This window comes from Paenibacillus taichungensis, from assembly GCF_003287275.1.
Lineage (GTDB): Bacteria > Bacillota > Bacilli > Paenibacillales > Paenibacillaceae > Paenibacillus > Paenibacillus taichungensis_A.
Genome location: NZ_QEVW01000005.1, coordinates 669,812 through 696,507, shown reverse-complemented (window position 1 = coordinate 696,507; position 26,696 = coordinate 669,812). Strand labels below are relative to the sequence as shown.

Annotated in this window: 19 protein-coding genes; 13 read left to right on the top strand and 6 right to left on the bottom strand. The window is 48.1% G+C overall.

The features are described 5' to 3' along the window. Positions 1 to 46 precede the first annotated feature (46 nt). The 5 genes from DC345_RS08365 to DC345_RS08345 all read left to right on the top strand — a co-directional run bounded on the left by DC345_RS08365 (position 47) and on the right by DC345_RS08345 (position 6,319). On the top strand, positions 47 to 484 hold the full coding sequence (locus tag DC345_RS08365; protein WP_113052686.1) for a GNAT family N-acetyltransferase: 438 nt from the start codon (positions 47 to 49) through the stop codon (positions 482 to 484). 215 nt (positions 485 to 699) lie between these two features. After that, positions 700 to 1,158, top strand: a complete 459-nt coding sequence (locus DC345_RS08360; protein ID WP_113052685.1) for a MarR family winged helix-turn-helix transcriptional regulator — start codon at positions 700 to 702, stop codon at positions 1,156 to 1,158. Further along, positions 1,155 to 4,322 carry an MMPL family transporter gene (locus DC345_RS08355; RefSeq protein WP_113052684.1) on the top strand — a complete coding sequence of 1,056 codons (3,168 nt, stop codon included), beginning with the start codon at positions 1,155 to 1,157 and terminating at the stop codon, positions 4,320 to 4,322. Before DC345_RS08360 ends, DC345_RS08355 begins: the two co-directional genes overlap by 4 nt. Before the next feature lie 193 nt (positions 4,323 to 4,515). Next, positions 4,516 to 5,142, top strand: coding sequence for a GDSL-type esterase/lipase family protein (locus DC345_RS08350; protein ID WP_113052683.1), 627 nt, complete (start codon positions 4,516 to 4,518; stop codon positions 5,140 to 5,142). Between the two features lie 121 nt (positions 5,143 to 5,263). After that, complete coding sequence (locus tag DC345_RS08345) at positions 5,264 to 6,319, top strand: phosphotransferase (RefSeq protein WP_113052682.1); 1,056 nt, start codon at positions 5,264 to 5,266, stop codon at positions 6,317 to 6,319. Between the two features lie 170 nt (positions 6,320 to 6,489). On the opposite strand, the gene DC345_RS08340 is transcribed toward DC345_RS08345, so the two are convergent. From DC345_RS08340 to DC345_RS08330, 3 genes are all read right to left on the bottom strand, one after another. Continuing rightward, positions 6,490 to 7,167, bottom strand: coding sequence for a tetratricopeptide repeat protein (locus tag DC345_RS08340; protein ID WP_064639115.1), 678 nt, complete (start codon positions 7,165 to 7,167; stop codon positions 6,490 to 6,492). A gap of 17 nt (positions 7,168 to 7,184) precedes the next feature. Beyond that, complete coding sequence (locus DC345_RS08335) at positions 7,185 to 9,173, bottom strand: GTP-binding protein (RefSeq protein ID WP_113052681.1); 1,989 nt, start codon at positions 9,171 to 9,173, stop codon at positions 7,185 to 7,187. A 136-nt stretch (positions 9,174 to 9,309) separates the two neighbouring features. Further along, complete coding sequence (locus DC345_RS08330) at positions 9,310 to 10,191, bottom strand: AraC family transcriptional regulator (RefSeq protein WP_113052680.1); 882 nt, start codon at positions 10,189 to 10,191, stop codon at positions 9,310 to 9,312. A 203-nt stretch (positions 10,192 to 10,394) separates the two neighbouring features. Between DC345_RS08330 and DC345_RS08325 the strand changes: the two genes are divergently transcribed. Together DC345_RS08325 and DC345_RS08320 are read left to right on the top strand one after the other, a co-directional pair. After that, positions 10,395 to 11,909: a tagaturonate reductase gene (locus DC345_RS08325; RefSeq protein ID WP_113052679.1), complete on the top strand. Its 1,515-nt coding sequence runs from the start codon at positions 10,395 to 10,397 to the stop codon at positions 11,907 to 11,909. Then, positions 11,909 to 13,423 carry a UxaA family hydrolase gene (locus DC345_RS08320; protein ID WP_113052678.1) on the top strand — a complete coding sequence of 505 codons (1,515 nt, stop codon included), beginning with the start codon at positions 11,909 to 11,911 and terminating at the stop codon, positions 13,421 to 13,423. The genes DC345_RS08325 and DC345_RS08320 overlap by 1 nt, the downstream gene beginning before the upstream one ends. A gap of 108 nt (positions 13,424 to 13,531) precedes the next feature. Here the strand turns inward: DC345_RS08320 and DC345_RS08315 are convergent, their stop codons facing one another. The 3 genes from DC345_RS08315 to DC345_RS08305 form a co-directional block, all read right to left on the bottom strand. Then, the gene (locus DC345_RS08315; protein WP_258530586.1) at positions 13,532 to 14,218 is read right to left on the bottom strand and encodes an AlkZ-related protein; all 687 of its coding nucleotides are present in this window, start codon (positions 14,216 to 14,218) and stop codon (positions 13,532 to 13,534) included. Positions 14,219 to 14,237: 19 nt separating this feature from the next. Beyond that, entirely contained in the window at positions 14,238 to 15,209 is a 972-nt protein-coding gene (locus DC345_RS08310; RefSeq protein ID WP_113052677.1) for a helix-turn-helix transcriptional regulator, read from the bottom strand. 410 nt (positions 15,210 to 15,619) lie between these two features. Then, positions 15,620 to 17,650 carry a beta-galactosidase gene (locus DC345_RS08305; protein ID WP_113052676.1) on the bottom strand — a complete coding sequence of 677 codons (2,031 nt, stop codon included), beginning with the start codon at positions 17,648 to 17,650 and terminating at the stop codon, positions 15,620 to 15,622. A gap of 132 nt (positions 17,651 to 17,782) precedes the next feature. Between DC345_RS08305 and DC345_RS08300 the strand changes: the two genes are divergently transcribed. The 6 genes from DC345_RS08300 to DC345_RS08275 all read left to right on the top strand — a co-directional run bounded on the left by DC345_RS08300 (position 17,783) and on the right by DC345_RS08275 (position 26,679). Then, positions 17,783 to 18,616 carry an AraC family transcriptional regulator gene (locus DC345_RS08300; protein ID WP_113052675.1) on the top strand — a complete coding sequence of 278 codons (834 nt, stop codon included), beginning with the start codon at positions 17,783 to 17,785 and terminating at the stop codon, positions 18,614 to 18,616. Positions 18,617 to 18,816: 200 nt separating this feature from the next. After that, entirely contained in the window at positions 18,817 to 19,605 is a 789-nt protein-coding gene (locus DC345_RS08295; protein ID WP_113052674.1) for an alpha/beta hydrolase, read from the top strand. 99 nt (positions 19,606 to 19,704) lie between these two features. Next, a complete protein-coding gene (locus tag DC345_RS08290) occupies positions 19,705 to 20,367 on the top strand; it encodes an SGNH/GDSL hydrolase family protein (protein WP_113052673.1) in 663 nt (220 codons plus the stop codon). Between the two features lie 15 nt (positions 20,368 to 20,382). Next, positions 20,383 to 21,279 (top strand): SMP-30/gluconolactonase/LRE family protein, encoded by an 897-nt coding sequence (locus DC345_RS08285; RefSeq protein WP_113052672.1) that lies wholly within the window; start codon positions 20,383 to 20,385, stop codon positions 21,277 to 21,279. A gap of 362 nt (positions 21,280 to 21,641) precedes the next feature. Continuing rightward, entirely contained in the window at positions 21,642 to 24,725 is a 3,084-nt protein-coding gene (locus DC345_RS08280) for a X2-like carbohydrate binding domain-containing protein (RefSeq protein WP_113052671.1), read from the top strand. 406 nt (positions 24,726 to 25,131) lie between these two features. Further along, positions 25,132 to 26,679, top strand: coding sequence for a response regulator transcription factor (locus DC345_RS08275; protein WP_113052670.1), 1,548 nt, complete (start codon positions 25,132 to 25,134; stop codon positions 26,677 to 26,679). The last annotated feature ends 17 nt before the right edge of the window (positions 26,680 to 26,696 follow it).

Sequence of the window (26,696 nt, the reverse complement as noted above, 5' to 3'; positions counted from 1 at the left end):
ACTACAATACGATAACGGAATCAAGCAAGTTATAGGAGGAATCAGGGTGTTAATTCAATTGAAATCACGCATACAGGAGCCGGAAGTACAGGAGCTGTTGTCCTACTCGGTCTTTCCCGACCCGGATCACCTGAATCGTGCGTTACAACAGTATGTTAATAAGGAAGAGCTGCATTTGGACGGTTATGAAGACGAAGGCCAGCTTATCGGTCTGATTGGATATGAATCTACAGGAACGAGTGAGATCACCATTCATCATATTGCAGTCCTGCCTGAGAATCGTTTTAAAAATTATGGTCGTGGCATGATTTCACAAGTGCTGGCCCAATATAACCCGGATAGACTGATCGCAGAGACCGATGTGGAAGCCGTGGAATTTTATCGAAATACGGGATTCGTAGTGTACAGCCTGGGTGAGCTGTATCCGGGTGTGGAGCGCTTCCGCTGTGTATTGGAGAAGGACGAGGAGCAAGACGAAGACTAGTAGCTGTCTACTACTGAGTAACGTATAGAGAGCATAATCATAACAGGATGTTGGATTTGGCGAGTCAGCTGAGTCGGACGTCCTGTTTTTTTGTCGTTTGTATAAAAAAAATAGGAGAAACGTATTGCTTTACAATATAGTTTCATTATAGAATAGTTTCATTGAAGAATAGTTCTATAAGTGAACTATATTTCTGGAGAAAGGAGAATGAAAAAATGAAGACACCGGATGCTAGAAGTTTGGTTAACCGCTATTTGGATGCTTCTTTCCTGGTAACCAAACGTTTTGATACCCAGATACGCGAACGCCTGGGCCAAACGATTACCACTGATCAGTTCTGTGCACTTCGTTTGATTGAGGAGAAACCGTTATGTACGCCCTCTGATCTGGCAGAGCTTTTGTGTGTGGGCAAGAGCAGTATCACTGCGCTGGTCAACAAGCTGGTGGATCGGGATCTGGTCCATCGAGCCGGGGATGAGCGCGACCGCAGAGTTGTTTATTTGACCCTGACGGACAATGGACGGGAAGTATACAAGGAAACGGAACAGGAAATACAGCAGCTTCTGGAGCCGTATTTGGTCCATTTCAAACCGGAAGAGGTTCAGAATTTCATTGAATCTTTTGAGAAGCTAGCAGCTCTGCTAACGCATGAAGGAGGACAGGAGAACGAATGAGAACGATTTTGAAAGCACGATGGTGGTTGATGGGGCTATGGGTTGTTGTGGCTGCCGTATTAATGTTCACCGCTCCTAACATGAGCGAATTGATTCGGGAAAAAGGACAATTTTCGGTTCCTGAAGGGCACTCTTCCACCCAGGCAGCGGCGATTCTGGATGAAGCCGCAGCACAAAAGGGTGAGCAGCAGGGCAGCCAGTTGGCTCTTGTATTTTATAACCCGGATGGTTTGGGTGCCGAGGGTAAAGCAGAGGCAGAACAGGCTGTTAAGAAACTGGAGGCCGAAAAAGAGAAACTGGGCATTCTGTCCATACTGGAACCATTCTCTCAGCCTGAATTATCTGACAAAATGATCTCTGCGGATGGCAAGACGATCTTAACGTCGCTTTCCATTGATCAGGGAGACCGTACAGTCAAGGAAATGCGCGAAGACCTCAATGAAGCTTTGTCATCGGTCAATGTGGAGCATTACATAACCGGTAAAGGTTTGATTGATGAGGATACGGTGGAAAGTTCCCAAGAAGGACTCAAAAAATCGGAGTACATTACGGTAGTATTTATTTTGCTCATCCTGTTTCTTGTATTCCGCTCTTTTGTTGCTCCATTTGTTCCACTGCTTACGGTGGGGATCAGCTACATTGTTTCACAACAGATTGTCGCGTTCCTTGTGGACGGTCTAGACTTTCCTATTTCGACATTTACGCAGATCTTTATGGTGGCAGTCATGTTCGGGATCGGTACGGATTATTGCATACTGTTGATTAGCCGGTTTAAGGAAGAATTGGCTCATCATGAAAATACGTGGGATGCCATCATTGCTACGTACCGCACCGCAGGTAAAACGGTATTCTTCTCAGCACTCGCCGTGCTGGTTGGATTCATTGCCATTGGTTTTGCACAGTTTATGTTGTATCGTTCCGCGGTAGCGGTTGCTGTCGGTATTGCTGTGATGATGCTGGCATTAGTCACGATTGTTCCATTCTTCATGGCAGTGCTGGGTAAAAGGCTATTCTGGCCTTCCAAGGGTTCACTGGAGCATGCCGAGAGCAAGATTTACGGAGCAGCCGGTCGTTTCTCCCTAAAACGTCCATGGGCAGCGCTGCTCATCGTTGCAGCGGTATGTGTGCCATTACTGGCAACTTACGACGGCAAACTGTCGTTTAACAGTCTCGATGAGATTGGTGAGAAATATGATTCGGTCAAAGCATTCAATATCATTTCGGACAGCTTCGGTCCGGGTGAATCCCTGCCAGGTCAGGTCGTTATCCAGAATGATGAAGCCATGGATAATGCCAAGTATATGGCGCTCTCCGAAAAGATCAGCCGGGAAGTGGAGAAGGTGCCAGGGATCGCTGGTGTCCGCAGTATGACACGTCCAACCGGTGATGAGATCAAAGATTTTGAAGTGACACAACAAGTAGGGACATTGTCTGATGGTTTGGGCGAAGGTAAAACGGGTCTGGATAAAATCCGTGATGGTCTGAGCGAAGCCAGCAGTCAGTTAAGCAAAAATGAACCACAACTTAAAGAAGCTGCGGATGGGGCAGGAGAATTGACCAAAGGTACTTCCCAACTGCAGTCTGGTATTACACAGTTGTCGGAAGGACTTCAGCAGATTGAAAAAGGAATTCGTGACGGCTCCTCGGGCGCCGGTGATCTAAAAGCAGGTCTGCAGAAAGCCAAAACGAGTGCAGATCAACTTGCACAAGCCAACAATCAGCTGCTTCAAGCCTATCGTCAGGCAGGAGCAGGTGTCGCTGCGCTGGGTGATGGTGTAGGTGAACTGCAACAACAGCTCAAAGGTGTATCTACAGCGTTGACCAGCTTGAATGAATCGTTCACAGCGCTTGAGGAGCGCTATCCTGATTTGCTGCAAGACGCGGATTATCAGCGGGTCAAAGGCACACTTGGTGAAACAGGTACCGGCACGGCACAGCTTGCTCAAGGTTTGGGTCAAATTCAAACCAAGCTGGGCGAAGCCGCTGCTGGAATCAATCAGGCGAACGAAGGCTTTGCCTCCGCAGCATCCGGACAGAAGGCACTTGCCGAAGGTCTGGGTCAGATTGTAACGGGAATTAGTCAGTTGCAATCCGGTCTCAAACAGGCCGCTGACGGTCAAGGTAAAGTGATTAGTGAAATTCCTTCCATTCAGAACGGACTTGGTCAGCTTCAGGGTGGTCAGGAGAAAATTCAGCAAGGCTTCTCGGATCTGAGTGGTCAACTGACGCAATTGACAGATGGTCTTAATCAGAGTGTAGATGGAATCGAACAGGTTTCAGGTGGACTTGATTCAGCACAGGACTACCTGACACAATTGCAAAACTCTCCTGATTCCGATCTGGCCGGCTGGTATGTTCCTGAAGAAGCACTGAATAGTAAAGACTTCACACAGGTATTCGATACGTATCTGTCCAAAGATCGGAAAACCATGACGATTGACGTTATTTTTGCCGAGAATCCATATGGAACAGAAGCGATTGATCGTGTTCCGGATATCGAAGCTGCAGTACATCGTGCTGTACAGGGAAGTGCGCTTGAAAAAGCGGATATCGCAATTGGCGGGGTAACTAGTACGTTCGCAGATCTGCAGGAAGTTTCCAACAACGACTACACACGCACAGTTATGCTGATGCTTGCAGGTACGTTTATCATTCTGGTCCTGCTGCTCCGTTCGGTTATTATGCCGCTGTATCTGATTGTCTCGTTGCTGCTGGCTTATTTCACATCCATGGCCCTGACTGAAGCGATCTTTGTGAATATACTTGGGTTCTCGGGTATCAGTTGGGTTACACCGTTCTTCGGCTTTGTCATGCTGATTGCACTGGGAGTGGATTACAGCATCTTCCTGATGGATCGTTTCAATGAGAACAAAGGTATGAGAGTCCAGGATGCCATACTGTATGCCATGAAAAACATGGGTACGGTCATCCTGTCTGCAGCCGTCATTCTGAGTGGTACCTTTGCAGCAATGTATCCATCGGGAGTTCTTTCGATGATGCAGATTGCGACGGTTGTACTCAGCGGATTGATCTTGTATTCTCTGTTGTTCCTGCCTTTCTTCGTTCCTGTAATGGTGAAAATGTTTGGTCGTGCCAATTGGTGGCCATTCCCGAACAAAGAACAGTCAGATTCCGTTGATTCGGATCGTAATATAGGCATGTAATGTAATGATATTGGAAAGCCCCACTGGATTCCCAGCGGGGCTTTCTGTATGGTTTAGTGCAATCATTTGTAAAACGGACAAATAAATGTGTATGCCTACGGACACCATCCCGCGCCTTGTCTCCGTTCCTCTCATACGATATATAGGAATTGTGTATGGAGTAGTTTATAACACAGCAGAGAGGGGCGGCGGGATGGTATATCGATATGTGGCTATAGGAGATTCATTAACGGTAGGTACAGGAGCGCTGCTGGGCACCGGCTTTGTTCCTTTATATCGGAGAATGGCAGAAATGAATGTGCGTACGTTTGTATCCATGGATAATTTGGGCGTGAATGGACTTACGTCAGGGGAAATGCTGCAGATGATATCCAACAATCCTAGAGTACGCCAATCACTGCGTGAGGCGGATATTATTACGTTGTCGATTGGTGGGAACGATCTGATCCGTACATTCAAAGCAAGTGGCGGCATCCCGAACGCAAGTAAGATGACACAGGTGCTTGGGGATACCCGCAGTAATGTGTCCCAGATTATGAGACATATCCGACAGTTGAAAGGAAACAGTGTATATATGGTCCGTACGATTGGGTTGTACAACCCATATCCGCAAGCGGCGGAAGCTGCGTATTGGGTGCGGCAATATAATTCGTTTCTGAATGGTGCAGGATCGGGGAACTATGCCTGTGCTCAGGTTTATGACCGGTTTGAAGGGCGAGAACGTGAACTGTTATTTTGGGACAGGGTTCATCCAAATGCCAAAGGCTATCGCGTGATTGCAGAACAGCTGAATCGAACAGGATACTATCCATTTGCCTGATCAGCAGGCAGTGAAGCTTAGAATGACTATTATCTCGGAGCTGACTAGACCGAAAGAAATACTTCCGTTAAGATGAGGACATATAGAGGTTGTATTATGTGAGATAAAGGAGTTATTTTTGGTGCACATCATCGACTCAGGTTCCCTAAATGATTCAGAACAGCAGCTCATATCCAACGTTTTATCCTCATATGGTGTCACGTCCAACTGGAAAGCCCAGCGTGGAAAGGGAGGAATGAACAACTCTACCTTCATGGTAGAGACGGGCCAAGAATGTTACGTGCTGAGGCAGTATGAAACGCATAATGATGAAATGAAAATTGCTTTTGAACACGAGGTGCTGTCTGCCTTGTCACGTTCAGAGTTTGAGCTTGATGTGCCTGAGCCTGTTAGCCTTCCTGATGATAAGGATGCAACATTTTTAGCTGTGCAGGATCGTTACTCGGGCCGGAGTAAAATTGTGACGTTATTCCATTATCGTGAGGGCCATAATCCCGTGTGGAATACACCAGAGCAGCTGAGTGGACTAGGCAGGGCGGCGGGCATGTTATCTTCCGTTATGGCGCGCCTTCCCCTATCCCTGGATCCAGTTTACCCGCCCTATTATCAGATTCAGGAGGCTTACCCGCTCTGTTCGCCGGAGAAACTGTTACAACTATGCACCTCACCCCCGGACACGCTGATGGCATGTGCGGATGACCTACAGAAGCTGAAGGTTGCATTGCCTGACTTATTCAATATGCTGCGAGGTATGGAGGATTTGCCACATCAACTGGTCCATGGGGATTTGAATGCATCCAATGTATTGGCAGATTCTCAGGATATCATATGTGCCATTTTGGATTTTGAATTTGCCACATGGGATCTGCGGGTAATGGAGCTTGCTGTGCCCATGTCTGACCTTCTGACGATGGACAAGGAGCAGGCATGGATGTGGGAGGCTTTGGCGGGATTGATTCAGGGATTCAGACAACATGTCAACCTGGAACCAGAGGAGCTGAGCGTAATTCCAGCGCTTATTTTGCTTCGAAGTCTGGATGTGGTGATGCATTTTATCAGTCGGTTGTTCGAGGGTACAGATGAGCCTGAAGTGGCTGTGCAGCAAATCAGGAAGCTGAGAGAACGGGTAGACTGGATGAATGGTAATGAGGAACGACTGCGTGAGCTGCTGATCTAGCTCTGCAACATGGGATATATAACAAAAGTGCACTGATTTCTGCCTTGAGGCAAGAAGCAGTGCACTTTTTATTTGTGAAATCGTTTATCACGAATGAATGGATGGAGTTGCGTACATTTCAAAGCCACAACGTCGAATCCAATGCTCAATCTGAACGTAACGAAACAGCTTTACAGTCCACGCTTGCGGAACCAGCTGCGTACAGCCCAGCGACGCTCCTGGCGCTTCTTATATTTTGGCAGGGAGCGATATACGTTCAGTGATTGCTCGTAGGCTTGTTTTGCATCAGCAGTACGTCCAAGGGAGCGGTACACTGAGCCGAGCAGATAATACGCTTCACTGGATGAGGAATGAATCTCCTGGAATTGCTGTACGTATGCCAGCGCTTTGTCCCGATGAGTATCCTTGAATGCACCTGCGAGTGTCAGATAAGGGCGGCCATATTTCACTCTTGGATTAATATCCAGTGCCTGCAAAATATGACGCTCCCCTTCTTCCGTTTGGCCCAGATGAAGTTCAGTTGTGCCCAGCGCCTCCCAATATTCAGCCGATTGCTCGTAAGGACGTTCCAGTTCCAGCAGCAAGGCATGAGCTTCGCTATAACGTTTGCGTTCAATTAACAGACGGGCCAGATCCAGCTTGGAAGAGACTTCATTCGGACTCATGGCAAGCTGCTGCCGGAGCCTTGAGATGTTACGCATACGCTTAAGTGGCTTCATGAAGCTTGGCATCACCCCAACATACCGACGATCTAGGAAATACAGAATGATGAGGAAAATAAGAACTGCCAAAAATGGATTGCCTACAATCCGCCACAGCAGGCCAAAGATTAGAAATTTAATCAGCACGACAAAGTCAACTCCAATTATGATGTAATCGCATTTCGAACACTTAAAATATATTTGGATTGGTCCAGCGGGTTAACTCCTCTGCGCTTCCGCGTATGGGTCTGATCCGAGGGACAATCCTGGTACCCGGCAAAAGAAGTCGTGAGCACCCCACGTCCGCTCGTCTCTGAACGCAACTTCACCGGATAATCCATGGAGCTTGCCAGAGGCATACGTCCTTCAACGATGCATCGTCCGCCTCCGATGATCGGCGCTTCAAAGATTGCCCGCATATGTACCAGATCACTAAGCGCTTTGCCACCGTACTCCTCCGGAACCGTTAACCGGAAATTCAGAATGGGTTCCAACAGGGTTGTACCTGTGTTTGCCAACCCATCCATAATCCCCATCGGTGTGGCTACTACAAAATCCAGTGGATGGGTATGCCAGACATGGTGCTCTCCTTCGATTAGCGTAATGCGCAGGTCGGTAACTTCCCACCCCAACAACCCCTGAGATAGCGCCTCGGGAATGCGGCGCTCCACTTCATTCTGATAACGAAGCAGGAGATGATCCGTCCGGACGGTGGATGAGTAGATCAGACCGCTGCCACGTGGCAAAGGCTCAATGCTGAATCGAAGAATGGCCCAGCAGGGCTTGGGCATCGTATACGCGATGAAACCTTCCCCAGAAGAACGAGGAGTTTCCTTATAGATGACGGACGGCGGGTCAAACACGACATCCAGTCCGAAACGACTCATCAGCAGGCTGGACAGAATCTCAAGCTGAATGGTTCCCATGACTTTAAGATGCAGTTCCCGTTCTTCAGGTAACCATTGCAAATCGAGCAGGGGATCTTCATCCGTCAATTCTTGCAATGCCGCTACAAGGTCAGGATAACGAGCCGTGTCTTTACCATGGACCTGCACGGTCAACAAGGGAACAGCCAGCTGTGGTACAGGAGGCACACCTTCAGGGTTGCCAATAATATCACCAACATGGGTTTCGCTTAGTCCGTACAGTGCGGCGATCTGTCCGGCATGAACAGCACCGGTATCCGCCCATTTCCGACCATCCATTCGGCGAATCTGTGTCACTTTCTCTTCCAGCTTCCGAGTGGAGTTATAGATCGTATCCCGATTATGCACGCTGCCACCATACATGCGAACATAGGCTGTACGGCCCATCGTTTTATCCCGTTCAATTTTGAATACAACCCCAGATACTGAAGGTTCTTGAGGCTGAGCAGGTGCAGGAAGAAATTCGATGATGGCATCCAGTAGTTCCGTTACACCGATCCCTTTGCCAGAAGCACCATAACAAATGGGGAATACTTCGCCCTGATGCACCTGTTTGCGAAATGCTTCATCTAGCTGGTCAGCAGGCAGCGTTTCACCATTAATGTAGGCTTCCATCAGATCTTCATCCAGTTCGGCCAATAGTTCAAAAAGGCCAGGGATAGATGCAGAAGAACCCTTCGCTTGCGTTTGGCTTTCATTCCATAGGGAGTCGATGCCCTCAAACACCTCTTCATTCATACAAAAGGATTGGATCTCGCATACGAAGGGGGAGAGGCTGGAGCGGATCTGATCAATAACTGTCTCTGCAGAGGCGCCAACCCGATCCATTTTGTTAATATAAATCAGGGTAGGAATTCCAAGCGAGCGGAGAGCATGCCAGATGGTCTCGCTTTGGGATTGGACCCCTTCCACGGCGGATACAATCATTACGGCTCCGTCCATAACACGTAGGGCTCGCTCTACCTCAGAGCTGAAATCGATATGTCCCGGCGTATCAATCAGATCAATAATCGTATCTTTCCAGATCAAAGAGGTCATAGCCGCCTGTACAGAGATGCCTCGTTCTTTTTCAATATCCAGAGAATCTGTGGCTGTTGTTCCATCATCCACGCGACCTGGACTACGCACGACACCGCTTTGAAATAACATATGTTCTGTCGTTGTTGTTTTCCCTGCATCGACGTGTGCGAAGATGCCGATATTTCTGCGATTCAATTCGTTTAACATGGGATGTAAGGCTCCTCTGGCAGCAGAAACGCATCGTTTCCGACATTGTAATTCAGTATTATAACATACCATACGAATAGTATGGAAGAATATGTTACACACAGACAAATCTCTACATTTCAGGATGTCGTGACAATCAGGTTTGATCCTGATTCTTCATGGTTTTACGGTAGACAGCGGGTGTGGTACCCGTGAGTTTCTTGAATTGTCGATAAAAATGGGGCAGGCTCTCAAAGCCGCAGGCATCGGCAACAACAGCCATCGTCTCATCACTTCGAAGCAGATGCTCTTTCGCCATAATGACCCGGCGGGCCAGTGCATAGTCAGTTAGCGTCATGCCGGTATACCTTTTGAACGCACGGCTGAAGTGCGCCGGGGACACGGCTGCCTGCCGTGCCAGTTCCGGCAAGGAAAGGCCACTGCGCAGCTCTTCATCCATATGAGTCAGGGTATAGGAGAGCCAGCCTGGTCCAGGAACACTTCTGGCAGGACTTGCAGGACCAACTGCCTCCAATCGCTCCAGATAAATAAGTAAGAGTTGCAACCGCAGCAGAGCGGCGTGGGCACTCAGGTGATGTTCTAACTGGAATTCTGCATGGATGTCATCAATTAACGAAGCAACCTGGGCCTGCTCCTTGGACTCCAGATGCCTCTTGTACACCCTGCGTTTGCGGCAGCGTTCAAATAGCGAGAGCATGGCTGACGCACTGCTTCCCGCTGTGGAGGCCAGTAATCCTGGACTGAAGAACACGGCCGACGAAGTCACCAGATTCCCGGCATCCGGTAATGCGCGGTGTACCGTGCTGCCAGGAATGATAAACAAATCACCCTCCTGCATATCTTCAAGACCAGTATCAATGAAAATGGTGCCCTGACCCCGATATACATAAATAATTTCATGCCAGTCATGAAGATGATCCGGCAACTCGTTCTGGGGGGACTTGGTATCTGCATACACCAGACGAAAGGGAATCCCCGATTCCGCCTGAATGGTTGTACGAACGGGTGAACGTTCCATTCGATCTCCTTTCGAAACAGTGGCTACAAAAAAAGAGAATATGCCTGATCATGAAAGAGTACATTTACCGCAATATAAGCAATTAAATTTCCTTTTATTGATGATACAATGAATTTAAAGCGTTTTCAATGGAAGTGTAAGCGGCTGTGTACCGTGCAGCGGGACATCTGATATTGACAAATAAAACGATGAGGTGAGTGTTCATGTCGGCGAGCACGAAAAGACCAAGGCTAAAGCTGAATCTGCTCGGAAGTGACAACCAGCGCAAGTGCAAAGAAGTGATGGAACGTCCCGTAAAGGTATTACAGATTGGAGAAGGCAACTTTTTGCGTGGGTTTGCAGACTGGATGCTTCATGAAAGTGCCAGACAAGGCAAATTCCATGGCAGTGTTGTGGTGACCCAACCTCGGCCTGGGGGAAAGGCGAAGCTCGAACAAATTCGTGATCAGGACGGATTGTATACGATGATTACCCGGGGGCTGTCACAGGGAAAAGCAGTGGAACGTACGGAAATGATCTCGATTTTTTCACAGTGCATTAATCCGTACGAAGAATGGCAGGATTTTTTGGGGCTTGCGGAATTGCCCTCCCTGGAGTTTGTCATCTCCAATACAACTGAGTCGGGATTGAAATATACGTATTCAGAATACACGCAGGGGGAACCGGTACAATCATTTCCGGGTAAACTGACGGTCTTTTTGCATCAACGTTATCTGCGCTTTGATGGGGACCCATCCCGAGGATTGATTCACCTGCCGTGTGAGTTGCTTGAGGGCAACGGGGATGTACTGCGCAGTTGTGTGCTGCGGCATAGTGAAGATTTTGGTTATTCTGAAGGCTTTCGTTCATGGATTGAGAACCATAACTTGTTCCTGAACAATCTGGTTGACAGGATTGTCACGGGTGCACCGACTACGGAAGAAGCCGATTCCCTGACCCATCGCTGGGGATACGAGGATCAACTGGTCAATACGGCTGAGCCATATCATTTCTGGGCCATTCAGGCAGATGAAGCACTGGACAAGAAACTCCCCCTAAAACAGGCGGGACTCAACGTACATTGGGTGAAGGATTTGAAACCTTTTCAGCTGCGCAAGGTTCGTATACTGAATGGTGCGCATACTCTCATGTCTTCGCTCGGCATTTTGCAAGGTAAGGAACATGTCAGAGAGACGATGGAAGACCCGGAGTTTGGCTCATGGGTCAGAGAAGCAGTACATCAGGAGATCGTGCCTGCACTGGATATGCCGGATCATAATCTGGATCAGTACGCAGGGGAAGTGTTTGAACGTTTCCTCAATCCGTATATTAATCACAAGCTGCAGGATATTGCATTAAATACAGTAGGAAAGTTCAAAGTACGTGTGCTCCCTTCACTTTTGGCCTATGAGCAGAATCAGGGAACCTGGCCGGCTGGGCTCGTGAAAGGATTTGCGGGATTATTGTGCCTGTATCGTCCAATGGCTACGCCAGACGGTTATATGGCACAGCGTCTGAACGGTGAGCCTGTCCTGCTTCGGGATGATGCGGATGTACTGGCTTCACTCGCCAAGCATTGGGATCGTTATGATCCTCTGAAGAGGGATAAGCAGCAATTGGAGCAGAGAGTAGCTGCTGTATTGTCTGATGTATCGATCTGGGGAAAGAATCTGGATGAACGAGAGGGGCTTCGCGAAGCACTCGTTCACGAAATTGGTTTGCTGGAAGGTGAGAGTTGATGAACACAACACATACAGTCAATGACTGGATTGCGATTCAACCGCAGGATGATGTCATTATAGCCCTTCGGGATTATGTAAAAGGGGAAAGTATTACACTGCCAGACAGCACTGCTTTTACACTAAGGGATGATGTGCCCAAAGGCCATAAAATTGCTGTGCATACCCTCGCACCGGGCGAGGATGTGAAGAAATATGGTTTTTCCATTGGGATTGCCAAAGAACAGATTGAACAGGGGAGCTGGATTCACAGTCACAATCTGAAAACAGGACTTCACGGTTTACTTGAATACCAGTATCATCCGGGACCATCTGTTCAGACGGACATGCCTCCTGAACATCTGCGTTCATTTGATGGATATCTGCGCCCTAACGGTGAAGCAGGCATTCGTAATGAAATCTGGATTGTTAATACGGTCGGCTGCATTAATAAAGTATGTGAGGCTTTGGCTCGGATGGGCCAGTCACAGTTCGGCAGCAGGGTGGATGGTGTATATCATTTCCCACACCCGTTCGGTTGCTCGCAGCTGGGAGATGACCTGAAATATACGCAGCAGGTACTGGCTTCCCTGGTGGAACACCCGAATGCCGGCGGCGTGCTGGTCATTGGTCTGGGTTGCGAAAATAATCAGGTAGACCAGTTCCGCGAATGTATCGCACCGGAATATCAGGGGAAAGTCCGTTTTCTCAAAGCGCAGGAAACAGATGACGAGCTTGAGGAAGGACTGCGTCTGATGGAAGAGCTTGTGGAGCTCGTCGAACATGAACAGCGTCAGCCGCTGCCTCTGAGCAAGCTCAAAATTGGATTGAAGTGCGGTGGTTCGGACGGTCTCTCCGGTATTACGGCGAACCCGCTCGTTGGCTCCGTTGCGGATATGCTGGTTGCTGCCGGAGGTACGGCCATATTGACTGAAGTTCCCGAGATGTTTGGTGCAGAGACCATTCTGATGAATCGGGCGGCCAATGAGCAAGTATTTGATGATTTGGTAGACTTGGTGAACGGTTTCAAGCAATACTTTGTGAACCACGGTCAAAATATTTATGAAAATCCTTCACCAGGAAACAAAGCAGGCGGGATTACCACACTGGAAGAAAAGTCTTTGGGATGTACGCAAAAGGGAGGCCGTTCTCCCGTAGTTGATGTACTTCGTTATGGCAAACGTGTCACTCAAACCGGCCTGAACATTGTGGAAGCTCCGGGGAATGATCTTGTGTCTGTTACAGCACTGTCAGCTGCGGGTGCGCACATTGTTCTTTTCACGACAGGTCGCGGAACGCCGTTTGGAGGCCCGGTACCTACCGTCAAGATTGCAACCCAATCTGACCTGGCCAATCGGAAAAAGCACTGGATCGATTTTAACGCAGGTCAACTGCTGGAAGGTAAGACGATGGAAGACGTGAAAGTGCAGCTGTTCAGCCAACTGATCGATATTGCTTCAGGACGGGCGCATACGCTCAGCGAGCAGCATGGATTTCGGGAAATTGCGATATTCAAGGACGGAGTCATCCTGTAATTGTATTTGTTCGTTGCTTTATATCTGTTGCATGTATGGTAAAGGTATATACAGCAAATCCCGGTGGCCCTCTTCGGCCTCCGGGATTTGTGGTTACAGGTATTACAATCATTTTATCGCAAAGGCTTTTTTGATTTTGGTCAGTGCGGCAGCAGTAGTGTATTTCTCCAATTGCTGTAACAGGAGTTCGCCCGCATCTTCAACGCTGCCCTCAAAAGGTTCAATACCTTGACGTTTCATCCAGTAGTCTGAGGTCTCATAAGCAGAGCTATTCCAAGCAACTTTACCTTCAGCGAGGCCTTCTTTTTCTTTTGTGCCGCAGATGACAATGGCACCCATGCTTTGAAGGTCTAGCAGCCCCTGGTCAAATGCCTTTTTGTCCTCTTTGGCCCCAAAACCTGCCAGTGAACGTAATTTCCGTCCATCAATCCCCTCATGCTTCTCGATTATCTCATACAGTTTCAATGCTTCTCGAGAGAGGAGACCCACGTCATATTGTTCTTCCATGACTCTGGAGTCCGCTAGCAGACGGTGCACCCATGGGAAATATTCGCGTGAGACAAGAAGGGCTTTCTTTTTGACAAATTTGCCGTAGGCAGCGATCCCTTCCTCAGCCAGACGTGAACGCCACAACCAGGGATCAAGCGCGTTATCCTTGTGCCAGTTTTCTTGAGGCGTTATGGAGGACAGTGAAGGGTATTCAGGAAATAAAGGGGCGAGTGGGAGCAGTCCCACAGCCTCTATACGCTGCACAGCTTCTTCGTAAGTTACGATCGATTCATGCTCATTCATCATGATTTTGGCAAGCTCCTTTTTAGCGTGTGCTACATCGATTATTGTTGGAAGTAAGATATATCTGGCATACTTCCTCGGCATGTTTGCGAATCTCGCAGCGAAGGTTCTCAGGTTCAAGTACTTCTGCTTCACGTCCAAGTCGATAAAAGAATCGTACGGCCCAGGCCCACTCACTGGGAGGGCAGAGAAAGGACAGTTCCCAGACATCCGGAGCAATCTCAGTCATCCGTTCTCCAATATGCTTGTCCTGTTCCGCCTCTATCATTCCGCTGTAACTCAGACGTGCGGTAACACGTGTCGGAGTAGGTTCGGGAGATTTCGGTTTGCTGCGCTGTCGCTCTGCCTGTTCTGCCAGCTGTTGTGATTCAAGCAGCTCAACCGGCGAAACGTCCAGAATGCGGTCTGCCCTGAACAGGCGCTGTTCCCCGTGCTCTTCCGAATACGCTTCACAATACCAGAAACCGGCTGAGGCATAGATTCGAATGGGGCAGATTGTTAGCCAGCGTTGACGGGAAGCAGAGCGGTACAACATACGCAGCCACCCTTGTTCCGGGATACAAGCCAGAAGCGGTTCCAGATGATGAAGGATGTAGTTTCGCTCGGGGACATCATGCTGTAGTTGTTTGAGCATGGGATCCATCCTTGCTTTGACATCATCTGGAATAATGCTTTTGATTTTGTCCATTAATGTCCAGCGTTTCTCTTGAAAAGGGGTATCTGCATAATGGCTTAGGCCTTCGAGAGCAAAGATGAGAGTAGCTGCTTCAACCGGGTCTAATTGCAGTGGGGGCAGTACATACCCCTCCATAAGTCTGAAGCCGCCTCCAGGACCGGAGATAGCAATGATCGGGACATTCATCTCTGAGAGAGATTGGATATCCCGCAGGATGGTACGGCGGGAAACTTCAAACTTTTCTGCAAGTGAATGTGCCGTTTCGTGACCGTGCTGCAATGCCATAACGATGGCGGCAAGCCGATTTGTTCTATTCATGTCAGCCACTCCGTTTCGAGGGTTGCGCCGCCGGAAAGGATGCTGGAGTGTATCTCCCATTGTAGCAGTGTATAAGTGACATCATGATTGTCACCAATATTTCGCAGCATTATATTATTTATTCTCTACAGTGCAGCGCCTACTTACGGAGGGTCGCTTCCTTTTCCCGGCGGGCGTCGTTAAATTGTGTGTCTCGTCCAATTCGCTTCGCTTCTCGGTATTTCCTTCTAACCGATAGCCTCACAAATAATGACAAAAACCCGTATCCAGTCTAAACGGATACGGGAAGTAGCAGATTGAAACAAGATCAATCATATAATACTTTAAATTTTAACAATTGACACTCTTTTAAGCTGCAAATATAGATCAATGCGATTTCCATGTAACATGTTGTATCATCAATTTTCGAATTATTTTTTCATTTCAAGCAGTTGCACACCGCGTCCTTCAATCTCGATCGTACCTGAAAGGGACCGATCTGTGAGCAAATCACGAGCCTCAGTTTGGCCCAAATCATAGGATTGAGTGGTAGCATTGTGATTCATGACAAACAGGTACTGTTGTCCATCCTTGGTACGAGCAGTCACTTCAACACCTTCCGGAGTATCCAGAAGAGAAGCAATATTTTTGGTGGTAGCCAGTTGTCCCAACAAGCCATCCAGGAATCGATCTTCCGGATCGGAAGCCACATACCAGGCTTCACCTTGACCAAACGTGTTACGGGTTACCACAGGCATGCCTTTGTAGAAATCGTCTCCATATTCGGCAATGATTTCTGCACCTTCACTATGCAGCAAGTCACACAACATGCCGCAACCATAGTCTCCCTGAAGATCGCCATAAGCCTCTTTCATGACAATACGATTTTTTTGTTCGGGCAGCAGTGCATCAATTTCTTCAACCCAGATACCGAGCAGTTTGCGAAGTTCGCCAGGATAGCCTCCGGTTGTTACGATGTCACTCTCATTGACGATACCACTGAAGAAGGTTGTCAGGAATGTACCGCCTGCTTCAACGTACTTCTCCAGTTTGGCCGCAAAGCCTGGTTTAACCATATAGAGTACTGGAGCGAGCACGATGTCATATTTGCTGATATCGGTATCCACACTAACGATGTCCACCTGAATGTTGCGGCGGAAGAAGGCAGCGTAGTATTTGTGAATTTGATCTACATAGTTCAGTGCAACCGTAGGCCCGCTTGATTTTTCGATCGCCCACCAGTTATCCCAGTCAAACACAATCGCCACTTTGGCATTCACGGTAGCATCCAGCGTTTTGTCGCCCAGCAGCTGTAACTCTTTGCCTAGCTCCGAGACTTCGCGGAAGACACGGGTATGTTCATGACCGACATGTTCAATGACAGCACCGTGGTATTTCTCACAGGCCCCGACAGAACGGCGGAGCTGGAAGAACATGATCGTATCTGCGCCATGAGCAACGGACTGGTAGCTCCACAGACGCATAACGCCGGGGCGTTTCAATGAGTTATAAGGCTGCCAGTTCTGCTGGCTTGGTGTCTGCTCCATGAGCATGAACGGCTGTCCGTCCTTCAATCCACGCATCAGATCATGAGCCATAGCTGTGAAACTTACCGGGGTCGCAAGACCCGGATAGCTGTCCCAGGAGACGATATCCATATATTTGGCCCATTTGAAATAGTCCAGCTGTTTGAAGAATCCCATCAGGTTGGTCGTAACGACTGAATCCGGGATATGTTTTTTGATCGCATCATATTCCAGACGGTAACAATCGAGCATACTGTCGGAGTTGAAGCGGGAATAATCAAGCGAGATGCCCTGGAACGTGGAATTGTTGTTTCCCCAGTGCTCGCTCAGGTTGCTCGGCAGAACAATCTCATCCCAATCATAGAAAGTATGCCCCCAGAAATTGGTGTTCCAAGCTTTGTTGAGCTGCTCTAGGGTCTGATAACGTTCTTTGAGATACACGCGGAACGCTTTCTCGCAGTTATCACAATAACAATCGCCACCATATTCGTTGGAGATATGCCATACAAGCACAGCCGGGTGATCCTTGTAACGTTCTGCCAGCTTGTCTGCAATTTTCTCGGAGTATTTGCGATAGGTTGGGCTATTCGGACAGGAGTTATGCCGTCCACCAAATTTACGTTTACGTCCATCAGCATCCACACGCAGTACATCCGGGTATTTCTTCGCCATCCACGCTGGATGGGCAGCAGTGCTTGTCGCGAGGCAAATGTAAACGCCGCTTTCATAGAGACTGTTAATTAACTGGTCCAGTCCTTCAAAATTATAAGTGATTTCATCAGGCTGAATCAGTGCCCATGAAAATACGTTGATGGTCGCAATATCAATACCTGCCAATTGGAACATGCGCAGATCTTCAAGATGAGTCTCATGATCCCATTGTTCAGGGTTATAGTCGCCGCCGTAGAACATTTTGGGTAACTTGCTGCTAATCAAATGTGTTCACCTCTTGTATAAGAATAAATCTATACTATATGATGGATATGACTTTTAAAATATAAGAAAAGTAATGAAACATATAAGAATATGGAACTGTAATCTTGTTTTTGTTCAAAGGAGAGATTCCCTATGCTCATCACACCCGATCATCGGCGCTACTTTATGACCCCTAGGGATCAGCCGCTTCCGCTCTACATCGAGAGTATAGGATATAACGGGAATCAGGAGAATGTGTACAGACCTGCCGGATATCCTTGTTATCACTGGCTTCAGACGGTGAAGGGAGCTGGAGAGTTCAGATTTGCAGGTTCAACTGTACAGCTGGGGGAGACATCCGGCATTTTGCTGCCGCCGAATGAGCCACACGAGTATGTACGCTCGCAAGGAGAATGGGAGACCCTTTACATTACCTTTGGAGGCTCCCAGTGCCCGGCTATTACAGAATCGCTTGGTTTGGGGGAGGCAGCTCTACACCAGTGGGACTTAGAGAGCCCGCTTGAATATTACGGCAGGGAAGTGCTGGGTTCCATCAGCAGTGACCAGGATTTATCCGGTTTGGAAGCGTCAGCGGACATGTATCGATTTCTGATTTTGCTCAAAAAACATGGCATGACAGGCAGTCGATCTTCAATCTCCCACGCCGTGGAACGGCTGGCTCCGTTAATTTCATTTATGAATGAACACTATGCCGACCCCGAAATCGGCCTTGAACAGATGGCTGCTATACCAGGTATTACGCCTAGGCATCTCAATACTCTTTTCAAACAATCCTTTGGCATGACCGCCTATAGTTATTTCATTCTCCTCCGTATTCGCAAATCAAAAGAATGGATGACAGGGGACAGCAAACTAACCGTCAAGGAAACGGCAGCGAAGGTTGGTTTTCGGGATGCGAGTCATTTTGTGGCTACATTTCGGCGGATTGAGGGTGTAACTCCGGAGCAGTATCGAACGTTATATTAATCATTCTGAGGTATAAATGTGCTATAAAACACTGTTCAAGCATGCGGATTCCGTGTAACCTGTTACAAATTGAATAAAAAGTGATGCCAGGAAGGTATTGATGCGCAAGGGTGCTACCCGTTATGATGATATCGATTCCTTAGATTGGAAAATGACTATACGGATCAACGTATCCGTTCAAATTAGAGAGGATGATAGAAGTGACATCAACTATAGCATTATGGGACCATGCAGCGCCTTATGCGGCCAAGGGCCATGAGGATGAAATGCCCCATCTGATTCCATTTATTCAGCCTGGTTCCGAGAGCGCTGTCATTATCTGTCCGGGTGGAGGCTATGGATTTTTGGCCGATCACGAAGGAGCTCCAATCGCTGAATTGCTGAACCGTGCGGGAATTAGCGCATTTGTGCTGAAGTACCGTGTGGCGCCTCACCAGCATCCGGCACCTATGACTGATGGTCAGCGTGCGATCCGATATGTACGTGCTCATGCCGAGCAATATGGCTTTAACCCTTCCAAAATTGCCGTGCTTGGTTTCTCGGCAGGCGGTCATCTTACAGCCACGTTGGGAACCTTGTATGACGAGGGTCAACCAGATCATGAAGACCCTATTGAACGGGAGAGTTCGCGTCCGGATCGTGTTATTCTTTGTTATCCGGTAATTACGATGGAGTCCTATGGACATGCCGGATCTCGTGAAAATCTGCTTGGGTCAGATGTGTCTGCTGAACAGATCAAGGCTTTCAGTGCAGAGCAGCAGGTGAAAGCTGACGCTCCTGAAGCATTCATCTGGCATACCAGTGATGATCAGGCGGTCCCTGTAGAGAACAGTTTGCGTTACGCGCTTGCCCTGGGTGCACACGGCATTCCTTATGACTTGCATGTATTTGAAAAAGGTTCACATGGTCTGGGATTGGCAGAGGATGACCATGCGGTTCGGGCTTGGTCTGATCTGTGCCTGACCTGGCTTAAGAATCAAGGGTGGTAACCCGACACCTGGCTGATCTATGTCTTTCCTGAATATGAAATATGAATACGAGTGATCTCACATATTTTAACGCTTATGAGAGCGAAGGAGAAAACAATAATGAAATTGCAAAAGAATGATAAGCTGCTTTTTATCGGAGATTCAATCACAGATTGTGGACGTGAGCATCCTGTTGGTGAAGGGAGTTCTGGACTGGGGCATGGTTATGTGGCGCAAGTGTATGCCTTGCTGCGTTCCATCTATCCGGAATTGATGCTGCGGATTCAAAATGTGGGTAATAGTGGGAATACGATCCGTGATTTGAAGCAGCGCTGGGACCGAGATGTGCTTGATCTCAAACCGGACTGGTTATCTATCATGATCGGGATTAACGATGTATGGCGCCAATTTGACAATCCGTTATCTACGGACTCGCAAGTTTTCCTGGAGGAGTATGAAACCACACTGCGTGATCTGGTTGCTTCTGTTCGTCCTGGGTTGAAAGGACTTATTCTGATGTCTCCTTATTATTTGGAAGCCAATCCGGAAGATCCGATGCGGGCTACGATGGATATATACGGTGATGCTGTTCGCAGAGTAGCCGCTGAACATGACGCCATTTTCGTGGACACACAGGCTGCATTTACTCCATTCTGGGATCATTTCTATACGTCTGTACTGACTTATGATCGGGTTCATCCCGATGCAACAGGCCATATGGTGCTTTCCAAAGCATTCCTGGATGCCATTGGTTTTCAATGGTCAGGCGGCGTCAAATCTTAAAAAGGACGTGATGGCATGAGCGATTTGAACATTGCAGTACATACCCCCGCGCTGCTGGGCGAAGGTCCAAGCTGGGATGCTGAACACAATCGACTATTATGGGTGGATATTGAAAGCTACAAGGTCCATGTGTATATTCCGGCTACAGGAGAGGATCGGACTTATGATGTTGGCGAGCATGTAGGGGCAGTTGTGCCATACCACGGTGATGAGGTTGTCGTTGCTTTGCGCAGTGGTTTTCACACCTACAACTTGCTCACAGGAGATTTGCAGCCAATTGAAGATCCAGAGAAAGGCAAAGACAACAACCGTTTCAATGACGGGAAGTGTGACGCCCTTGGACGCTTCTGGGCAGGGACGATGAGCATGAACAATGAAAGCAAGGCAGGGGCATTTTATTGCCTGGAGGAGGGACAGCCTGTTCGAACGTTATTCAGGGATGTATCCACATCCAATGGCTTGGGCTGGAGTCCAGATCAACGAAAGATGTATTACATTGATACGCCGACACGCTCCATTGACCGTTTTGATTTTGATCTGGCTGCTGGAGAGATAACGAACCGGACGAGTGTAATTGCTATACCGGAGGAATTTGGCTATCCGGATGGAATGACTGTAGACAGTGAGGGCATGCTGTGGGTTGCCCACTGGGGCGGAGGAAGAGTCACTCGCTGGAATCCGCATACAGGAGAACTGCTGCAACAAGTTGAGATACCTGCAGATCAGGTGACATCCTGCTGTTTCGGGGGACCTGATTTGGAAGACTTATATATTACAACTGCCCGAATTGGTATTCGAGAAGAGCGGCTGACGGAGACGCCGAATGCCGGATCTCTATTTGTAATTAGACCGGGTGTGAAAGGGCAGAAAACCTACGCTTTTGGCGGGGGAGCACAGTCGGATAAAAAATAAATGAAAGACCGTGTTACTGGAACGGTGTGCTTCGTTTATAAAATATTTTTCAATGAAGAAGGGTGCTGTTCTAAACAGCATCTTTTTTTATGTTTTCAAAAGCGATGTGAAGAAAAAAATACACAAAATAAAATTTGGGCAGAAGGTGTTTTTTAATTGCCATCGAATGTTATTTATTGAAAGTATAATCCAATGAATGGTAATCTTGAATGATTTATGAAAGCGTTTTATAAAAATGGAGAGGAGGTGGGGCTGGTTGCCTGATTCAATGCATTAAATGTCTGACACTGCACTCATCAACATGATGACACAGCGGGGTTTACCGGATGCGATGAACATATTGAAGAGGAGGCTAAGTAATTATGAAAACGTTTTTGGGAAAGCTGCGGTTGATGAGTTTGACGGTTGCTGTTGCAGCAGTTTCATTGGGCGTGCTCGCTGGAACAATAGATGCGGCACCGAGTGATTCATACCAGTGGAAAAATGTCGTGACCGGGGCAGGAGGCGGTTTTGTACCGGGGATTATTTTCAATGAGTCAGAGAAGGATTTGATCTATGCCCGGACAGATATCGGGGGAGCCTATCGCTGGAATCCTGCGAATGAAAGTTGGATTCCCCTCACCGATTTTGTCGGCTGGGATGACTGGAACAAAAACGGTGTCGACGCGCTGGCAACAGACCCGGTGGATCCGAATCGAGTGTATATGGCTGTCGGCACGTACACCAATTCATGGGACAAAAACAATGGCTCCATCCTGCGTTCTACGGACCGCGGTGATACTTGGCAGACCACCACTCTTCCGTTCAAAGTCGGCGGTAACATGCCGGGACGCTCCATGGGGGAACGCCTGACTGTTGATCCTAATAAAAATAGCATTTTGTATTTTGGTGCACGTAGTGGCAACGGACTCTGGAAAAGTACGGACTACGGCGTGACCTGGAACAAAGTAACGAGCTTTCCGAATCCGGGCACGTATGTGGAGGACCCGACTTATGAGTATACCAGTGACATCGTGGGTCTTTCTTGGATCACGTTTGACAAATCAACAGGCTCTGCTGGACAGGCAACACAGACCATCTATGTCGGGGTAGCCGACAAAAATCAAAGCGTGTACCGCAGTACGAATGGAGGCACAACGTGGAGCGCTGTTGCTGGACAGCCTACAGGTTATTTACCTCATCACGGGGAACTGGATGCCAATGGAAATCTCTATATTTCATACAGCGATGGTGCAGGCCCTTATGACGGGGAAAAGGGAGACCTCTGGAAATTAAATACGACTACAGGGGTATGGACGAACATTAGTCCAGTGCCGAGCAGCAGCTCAGACAATTATTTTGGATACGGCGGACTGGCTGTAGATACTCAGCATCCTGGTACACTGATGGTGGCAACCCTTAACTCCTGGTGGCCTGACGCAAATCTGTTCCGCAGTACGGACAGTGGAGCTACCTGGACCCGCATCTGGGAATTTGAAGGATATCCAAACCGCAAAATGCGCTATACACAGGATATTTCGGCCGCTCCCTGGTTGACCTTTGGGACGAATCCTGCACCGCCTGAAGTTTCTCCAAAGCTGGGCTGGATGATTGGCGATCTGGAGATTGATCCGTTTGACTCTGACCGCATGATGTATGGGACAGGGGCGACCATCTACGGCACGAAAAATTTGACAGACTGGGATGACGGTAACAAAATCAATATTTCAGTGATGGCCAAAGGAGTCGAGGAGATCGCGGTTCTGGATCTGATCAGCCCGCCAAGTGGGGCACATTTGTTAAGTGGAGTAGGGGATGTCTCGGGATTCCGTCATAACAATTTGGATCAGGCACCAGCTACGATGTTTACCAGCCCCAACTACTCTTCTACGGAAAGTCTGGACTTTGCAGAATTAAGTCCGAATACCATGGTTCGCGTAGGAAAAGCAGACTACACTGCTGATCCGAACGCAAAATCCATTGGTTTATCCAGCGACGGCGGGACCACCTGGTATAAGGCGAACGCAGAGCCTGCCGGTACAACCGGAGGAGGAACCGTAGCTATCTCTGCAAATGGTAACCGACTTGTATGGAGCACGTCAGACAAGGGTGTGCATTATTCCACTGGCGGCAACTCATGGACCGCGAGTTCAGGTATACCCGCACAGGCAAAGGTGATCTCTGACCGGGTAAATCCGAACAAATTCTATGGATTTGCTGCCGGTAAAGTCTATGTGAGCACCAATGGTGGTGCCTCCTTTACTGCATCTGCGGCTACCGGGCTTCCGGTAGAAGGAAATGCCGATCTGGACGCTGTTCCAGGTACGGAAGGCGAACTTTGGTTTGCAGGCGGGAGTGAGGAGGAAGGGCCGTATGGTCTGTGGCATTCCACTGATTCGGGAGCGAGCTTTACCAAGCTTGCGAATGTGGAGGAAGCAGACAGCATCGGTTTTGGTAAAGCGGCACCTGGACAGAACGTGGTCGCGCTGTACACGATTGCTAAGATAGATGGAACACGTGGATTTTTCCGTTCCGATGACGGCGGGGCGAATTGGGTACGGATTAACGATAATCAGCATCAATATGCACGTGTGACCACGATTACAGGTGATCCACGTTTGTATGGAAGAGTGTATCTGGGTACGAATGGACGGGGCATTTTATATGCTGACCGTATTGGTGGGAACAATGGCGGTGAAGAAGGTGGAGGCGAGACTCCGATAACCAGTTCGGCCATCACACCTGTGAATGCGGAATTTGACAAGAACACAGGCAATCAGGCAGATATTCCTGTCACATTGACACTGAACGGAAACACCCTTAGTGCAATTCGTAATGGGAGTACAACGCTGGTTTCAGGTACGGATTATACATTATCGGGCAATCAGGTTGTGTTGAGTAAAACATATCTGGCTTCGTTGTCCAAGGGAAGCGCAGCGTTAACGTTCCATTTCAGTGCAGGTAATGATGCGATCCTGAATCTGACTATCAAGGACACGACGGCTGTACCCGCGGGAGCCATTCGAATTGAGATGTTTAATGGAACAACTTCAGCAACGGGTAACTCCATTAATCCCAAGATCAAATTAACGAATACTGGCACTTCGGCCATCAATCTTTCCGATGTCAAAATTCGCTACTATTATACGATCAATGGCGCTCAGACCCAGAACTTTTTCTGTGACTGGGCAACAGCCGGAAATAACAATGTTACAGGGACGTTTAGTGCGCTGCCGACCCCAGTGACCGGAGCGGATTCCGTACTGGAGATTGGGTTCAAATCTTCTGCGGCTTCATTGGCAGCGGGGCAAAGTACTGAAATTCAGGCACGTTTCTCCAAAACAGACTGGACCAACTACACTCAGACGGATGATTATTCGTTTGCTCCAAGTCACACAGCCTACGCCGACTGGACCAAGGTAACTGGATATATCGCCGGAAGTCTTCAATGGGGGATCGAACCTTAGATCTGAACTTGAAATGAAAGTTGGAATTAATCTAAACCTACATCGATAAGAAGTCCCGGCTCGCCGAAAAGGATTCATGGCGGGCCGAGACTTCTTATTTTGTCGAAATTTAGTGTACACTAAAGAGAGTTTCTATACGCATTTTGCATCAGTCGATTGAACTTGCTCCTGGGTACAGGATCTAGACGAATAGAAGCATTTCGATCTATATCTTGCTGATTGAAAGACGCTCTTTGGATTTATGCAAAATGCTTACCATTGCTTAAACGTTCGTTTTGAGATATAAAAAGAAGTACAAAACTTTAAAAATAATGTAACCGCTAACACGGAGAGGCCATTTTATCTGATATATGATGGTGTTCTTGCGCAGACATAGAAGAAAGATTAGACAAGGGGGTCAAGGGTCATGAACCGGTTGTGTAAGGTGCTGATTGTTGACGATGAGTTTCTTGTAAGGCAAGGCATTAAGCACCATATGAACTGGGAAGCTGAAGGTTTTCAGATTGTAGGTGAAGCTTCCAACGGGGAAGAAGGGCTTGAACAGGTACAGTCATTACAGCCGGATATTGTAATCACGGACATCGTGATGCCTGTGATGGATGGGGAAACATTTGTCCGGACGTTAAAAGCCAGCTATCCCCAGATTGAGGTTATCGTACTTAGCAGCTTCAGTGAATTCGAATACGTACGTTCAACGCTCCAGAATGGAGCAGCAGACTATATATTGAAACCGAAACTGGATACCAATGAATTATTACAAGTACTACAGCGTACGGCTGGCAAAATTTCCGAATTGCAGTTTGAGCCTTCACATGATGGGTGGAGACTCGGACAACTGATGGAGAAGATGCTGTCCGGTTTTACGTTGGATGAGGAAAACGAGATGCATATGATAAGGGAGACGTTTCCTCACCGATGTTTCCGTTTACTCGTATATAAGCCGCAGGATACACAAGTACATGTGCGCAAGCTGGATAACGAGCAGTTGGAGTCACGGTTACGGGATCAGCTCCCTGATGTGGAGTGCGCAATCGTGCCGGCCGAAGGCACGTCGCCAGTAGTGCTTCTTAATGTTGAACCTTCGAAGGATGAATGGATGGTGCAGCGAATTAAGGAGTTGGCGAGCGAGAATAAGGATGGGCAGGACGGACCTTGCTGGGTGCTGAGCGACAGCTTCTCTTCATTTGAAGAAATGGGGGACGTATATCGAACACGTCTCATCAAGCTAATGGAGTATCGCTTTTATTATGAGGACCGATCGATTCTGGTGTATGGCGAACTTCCGCCTCTTCACCCTGCCGGGTATCAGTTTAATGTGAACATGTTTTTGCAGCATGTGAAGCGAAATCGAACTGAAGCGGCAAGAGAATATTTGCAAGAGCACGCCCTTACGTTGGGACGGGATTATATTGCAGATGTGTTTGAAATTAAGTCCTTTCTGGGCAATCTGATCTTTAACGTAACCATTACGTTGGCAGATATGGATGTGCAGTCGGCAGCGTTGGAAGAGAGCAAGTATGCCTATTTCAAACATGTCGATGGTGCTTCCAGTCTGACAGAAGCAATGAACGTGCTGGATCAGTTCATGGCTGAGGTACAGAAGTGCACGACAGGAGAAGGTGGACGACGAAGTGATCCAAATATGAAAATGCTTCTGGAATATATGCATCAGCACTTTGATCAGCCACTCGGCCTTGCCGAGGTAGCCAAGCATTTTCATTTTAATCCATCGTACTTGTCCAGTTATTTCTCTTCACACAAAAAAGAAGGCTTTAACGAATATTTGAACAAAATTCGGATTGAAAAGGCAGAGGAACTTCTCCGCTCAGACGATGTCACCATTTCCGAAATCAGCAGTATGGTCGGGTATTCCGATCACAGTTACTTTTGCAAGGTGTTCAAAAAATTTACCGGACTGTCACCGAGCCGATACCGGCGAAAATTCTGGGCATAACGTCAGAAGGAAGAAAT

Excerpts from the sequence above, each read along its gene's own strand:
- DC345_RS08360 (WP_113052685.1), top strand. The coding sequence starts at position 700 with ATGAAGACACCGGATGCTAGAAGTTTGGTTAACCGCTATTTGGATGCT.
- DC345_RS08355 (WP_113052684.1), top strand. The coding sequence starts at position 1,155 with ATGAGAACGATTTTGAAAGCACGATGGTGGTTGATGGGGCTATGGGTT.
- DC345_RS08350 (WP_113052683.1), top strand. The coding sequence starts at position 4,516 with ATGGTATATCGATATGTGGCTATAGGAGATTCATTAACGGTAGGTACA.
- DC345_RS08335 (WP_113052681.1), bottom strand. The coding sequence starts at position 9,173 with ATGTTAAACGAATTGAATCGCAGAAATATCGGCATCTTCGCACACGTC.
- DC345_RS08330 (WP_113052680.1), bottom strand. The coding sequence starts at position 10,191 with ATGGAACGTTCACCCGTTCGTACAACCATTCAGGCGGAATCGGGGATT.
- DC345_RS08325 (WP_113052679.1), top strand. The coding sequence starts at position 10,395 with ATGTCGGCGAGCACGAAAAGACCAAGGCTAAAGCTGAATCTGCTCGGA.
- DC345_RS08320 (WP_113052678.1), top strand. The coding sequence starts at position 11,909 with ATGAACACAACACATACAGTCAATGACTGGATTGCGATTCAACCGCAG.
- DC345_RS08315 (WP_258530586.1), bottom strand. The coding sequence starts at position 14,218 with ATGATGAATGAGCATGAATCGATCGTAACTTACGAAGAAGCTGTGCAG.
- DC345_RS08310 (WP_113052677.1), bottom strand. The coding sequence starts at position 15,209 with ATGAATAGAACAAATCGGCTTGCCGCCATCGTTATGGCATTGCAGCAC.
- DC345_RS08300 (WP_113052675.1), top strand. The coding sequence starts at position 17,783 with ATGCTCATCACACCCGATCATCGGCGCTACTTTATGACCCCTAGGGAT.
- DC345_RS08290 (WP_113052673.1), top strand. The coding sequence starts at position 19,705 with ATGAAATTGCAAAAGAATGATAAGCTGCTTTTTATCGGAGATTCAATC.
- DC345_RS08285 (WP_113052672.1), top strand. The coding sequence starts at position 20,383 with ATGAGCGATTTGAACATTGCAGTACATACCCCCGCGCTGCTGGGCGAA.
- DC345_RS08280 (WP_113052671.1), top strand. The coding sequence starts at position 21,642 with ATGAAAACGTTTTTGGGAAAGCTGCGGTTGATGAGTTTGACGGTTGCT.
- DC345_RS08275 (WP_113052670.1), top strand. The coding sequence starts at position 25,132 with ATGAACCGGTTGTGTAAGGTGCTGATTGTTGACGATGAGTTTCTTGTA.